The following is a 2,582-nucleotide window of genomic DNA, read 5'->3' on the forward strand; positions in this document are numbered from 1 at the left end:
CGTGCGGCAGCGTCTCCCAGGCGGGGAACGTGAGGATGTCGGCGTCGGGCAGGTAGGCGTGCATCGCCAGCGCGAGGCTCTCCGCCCGCCTCCCGGTGGGGACGACGGCGAGGAGGGCGGCCGGGTGTCCCGCCGCCGCCCTCTTCTCGAGCAGGCCGGCGAGCGCCGGGGCGTCGAGCCCGTCGACCAGGCCGAGGTCGGCGTCGGTGCGCGCCCAGCTGAGGGCGTCACGGTACAGAGACGCCTCTTCCAAGGCGCGCAGAATCCCCGGAACAGTCACCGGACAAGACTAGTCGCGCCCACGGACACTCCGGCCGCCACGCCCGTCGAGGAACGCCAGCCTGCCTAGGCTGTCGGGATGGAATCCGTCGCCCTCACCACGCCCCGACTCGTCCTGCACGCCCCGACGGAGGCGGACATCGACGCGATCACCGAAGCGTGCCAGGATCCGGAGATCCCGCGCTGGACCACCGTGCCGAGTCCGTACACCCGCGAGGACGCCGCGCAGTTCGTGCGTCTGTCAGCCGCGCAGTGGGACGCCGGTTCCGAGGTCGTCTGGGGCATGTATGCGGATGGCGAGCTCGTGGGCATGATCGGTCTTCACAACATGACCGATCACTTCACGGGCGCGACCGCCGAGCTGGGCTACTGGGTGACGGCCGGCGCACGGGGCCGCGGATATCTCACCGAAGCAGCAGCGGCCGTGATCGATTGGGGTTTCGTCGGACTCCGGCTCGTCCGCATCCGCTGGCAGGCCGTCGCGGGGAACATCCCCTCGGCCCGCGCCGCCCGGGCCCTCGGCTTCCGCTACGAGGGCCTGCAGCGGCAGGCGCTGACGAGCCCGCGCGGGCGCGACGACGGCTGGACGGCCGGCCTCCTCCCCGGGGACGACCGCACGCCGGTCGACTGGCCGATCCTCTGAGGGGTGCGCCCACCGGGTGACAGCGTCGGCGCCCGATGACAGGATGAACCCATGCCGGAGATGCCGGAAGTCCAGGGCCTGACCACCTTTCTCGCCGAACGCGCCGTCGGGCACACCATCACGCGCGCGACCGTCTCGGCGATCGCCGCGTTGAAGACCTACGATCCTCCGATCAACGCCCTCCAGGGAGCCACGATCACCGCATCCGCGCGTCTGGGCAAGTTCGTCGTGCTCTCCTGCGGCGACGAGCTGCACCTGGTGTTCCACCTCGCGAAGGCCGGGTGGCTGCGCTGGTACGAGACGCTCCCGACCACGCTCATCAAACCGGGCAAGTCCCCCATCGCCCTGCGCATCGCCCTCGACGACGGCAGCGGTTTCGACCTCACGGAAGCGGGGACGAAGAAGTCGCTCGCCGTGTACGTGGTGCGCGATCCGCAGGAGGTGCCCGGCATCGCCCGGCTCGGCCCCGACCCCCTCGACCCCGCGTTCACGCGCGAGGCGTTCGCCGCCCTGCTCGAGGATCGGCGCATGCAGATCAAGGGGCTGCTGCGTGATCAGGCGGTGATCGCGGGCATCGGCAACGCGTACTCGGACGAGATCCTGCATGCCGCGCGCATGTCACCGTATGCGATCGCCGGAAAGCTCGACGACGCCGAGATCGACCGCCTGTTCGGAGCCATGCGCGAGACGCTGACAGAGGCGGTCGCCCAAGCCTCCGGCAAACCGCCGGCGGACCTGAAGGATGCCAAGCGCCGCGGCATGCAGGTGCACGCGCGCCGAGGAGAAGCCTGCCCGGTGTGCGGAGACACGGTCCGCAGCGTGTTCTTCGCCGACCGCTCGCTCGAGTACTGCCCCACCTGCCAGACCGGTGGCAAGGTACTGGCCGACCGCCGCCTCTCCCGACTGCTGAAGTGACGGCGGACGCGCAGCACGACGAAGTCCTCTGTCGCGGAATGAAATGCGCCCGAACGCGTTGAGTACACTCAGAACAACAACGTGCTCCGGGGTCGGTGGGAATCCGAACCGGCGGTGACAGTCCGCGAGCGTCTCGAGAGATCGGGATGCCGATCCGGTGGAATTCCGGGACCGACGGTGATGCGAGGGCGACCTCGCTAGTCCGGAAGGGAGGCAGCACGAGACGCATCCGTGCGTCCGTTCCGCCACCCCTGTCTGAACCCGGAGCCTCAGAGGAGGACGACGGATGGCAGTGAACGCGGCAGAGCGCCACGCGATGGATCGCGCGCTCCACCTCGCCGCCCGTGGACCGCGCGGGGCGAACCCGCAGGTCGGTGCGGTCCTCCTCTCCCCCGACGGCAGGGTCATCGCCGAGGGCTGGCACCACGGCGCCGGCACCCCCCACGCAGAGGTCGACGCGCTCTCGAAGCTCGCACCCGGCGAGGCGCGAGGAGCGACGGCCGTCGTGACCCTCGAACCCTGCAACCACACCGGCCGCACGGGCCCCTGCACCGTCGCTCTCATCGACGCGGGCGTCGCACGCGTGGTGTACGCGCTCGACGATCCCGGCGTCGCCTCAGGCGGCGGGGCGGAACGCCTGCGGTCCGCAGGCGTCGACGTCGAGTCGGGTGAGCAGGCGGACGCTGCACACGCGCTCATCGCCGGATGGCTGACCGCCCAGCGACTCGGACGCCCCCATGTCACT

The 2,582-nt window shown here is 70.8% G+C and carries 4 protein-coding genes and 1 riboswitch; of the genes, 3 read left to right on the plus strand and 1 reads right to left on the minus strand.

The genetic code is table 11. From position 1 onward, the window contains the following. The coding region (locus tag B2869_RS02115; protein WP_292762146.1) for a hypothetical protein at nucleotides 1-280 on the minus strand (280 nt) is incomplete at its 3' end. Between the two features lie 78 nt (nucleotides 281-358). On the opposite strand from B2869_RS02115, the gene B2869_RS02120 reads away from it, so the two are divergent. The 3 genes from B2869_RS02120 to B2869_RS02130 all read left to right on the plus strand — a co-directional run. Next, nucleotides 359-922: a GNAT family N-acetyltransferase gene (locus B2869_RS02120; RefSeq protein WP_029260419.1), complete on the plus strand. Its 564-nt coding sequence runs from the start codon at nucleotides 359-361 to the stop codon at nucleotides 920-922. Nucleotides 923-973: 51 nt separating this feature from the next. Next, nucleotides 974-1,837, plus strand: a complete 864-nt coding sequence (locus B2869_RS02125; protein ID WP_292762151.1) for an Fpg/Nei family DNA glycosylase — start codon at nucleotides 974-976, stop codon at nucleotides 1,835-1,837. Nucleotides 1,838-1,915: 78 nt separating this feature from the next. Beyond that, a riboswitch (FMN riboswitch) is annotated at nucleotides 1,916-2,060 on the plus strand. A 63-nt stretch (nucleotides 2,061-2,123) separates the two neighbouring features. Then, on the plus strand, nucleotides 2,124-2,582 hold a 459-nt coding region (locus B2869_RS02130; protein ID WP_292762154.1), incomplete at its 3' end, for a bifunctional diaminohydroxyphosphoribosylaminopyrimidine deaminase/5-amino-6-(5-phosphoribosylamino)uracil reductase RibD.

Source organism: Microbacterium sp. UBA3486, from assembly GCF_002377845.1.
Classification (GTDB): Bacteria; Actinomycetota; Actinomycetes; order Actinomycetales; family Microbacteriaceae; genus Microbacterium; species Microbacterium maritypicum_A.

Excerpts from the sequence above, each read along its gene's own strand:
- B2869_RS02120 (WP_029260419.1), top strand. The coding sequence starts at position 359 with ATGGAATCCGTCGCCCTCACCACGCCCCGACTCGTCCTGCACGCCCCG.
- B2869_RS02125 (WP_292762151.1), top strand. The coding sequence starts at position 974 with ATGCCGGAGATGCCGGAAGTCCAGGGCCTGACCACCTTTCTCGCCGAA.